Genomic DNA, 515 nt, shown 5'->3' on the forward strand with positions numbered 1-515 from the left:
CGATGATCACCCACACGCTGAAGCTCGAGGACATCAACAAGGGCTTTGACCTGATGCATGAAGGCAAGTCGATCAGGAGCGTGGTAGTCTATTGAAGGAGGTACTGATCCGGGTTCGGATCCGATATCCGAATTTCAGCGAGTCGCTCAGTATGCAGAGCTGGCAATTCGGCGAACATCTTTGGGTAGCGCTTAGGAATAACAACCGCGTTCGCATCGACCTCGATGAGATCGACCGCGGCAGAGAAGAAATATCGTTTCTCGTGCGCGATACATATCTGAGCAAGGCGCTCAAGGTGGTAGAGCGCGTCAAGCAAGAACACCGTATGGAGAATGAAGCGGTAATCGAAACGGAACCAGCATAGAACCAAGGGAGGAGACAAAAATGCCGGAAAAACTGCATCCTAAAATCGACAATGGACTGCCACGGGAAAAGGCCGACTTTGCCGGCGGCACGCTGGTCTGCGCCTGCACCAGCAACCCGGTCAAGGTGAAGGTCAAGGGCCAGATCGCCCA

The 515-nt window shown here is 53.6% G+C and carries 1 protein-coding gene and 1 pseudogene; both read left to right on the forward strand.

Going from position 1 to position 515, the window contains the following annotated elements; translation table 11 throughout:
• Positions 1-91 precede the first annotated feature (91 nt).
• Complete coding sequence (locus NKJ20_RS34110; protein WP_352451332.1) at positions 92-364, forward strand: hypothetical protein; 273 nt, start codon at positions 92-94, stop codon at positions 362-364.
• Between the two features lie 20 nt (positions 365-384).
• Positions 385-515: pseudogene (locus tag NKJ20_RS34115) on the forward strand (S-(hydroxymethyl)glutathione synthase); the annotation flags it as partial.

This window comes from Mesorhizobium sp. M0185 (genome assembly GCF_040322175.1).
GTDB lineage: Bacteria > Pseudomonadota > Alphaproteobacteria > Rhizobiales > Rhizobiaceae > Mesorhizobium.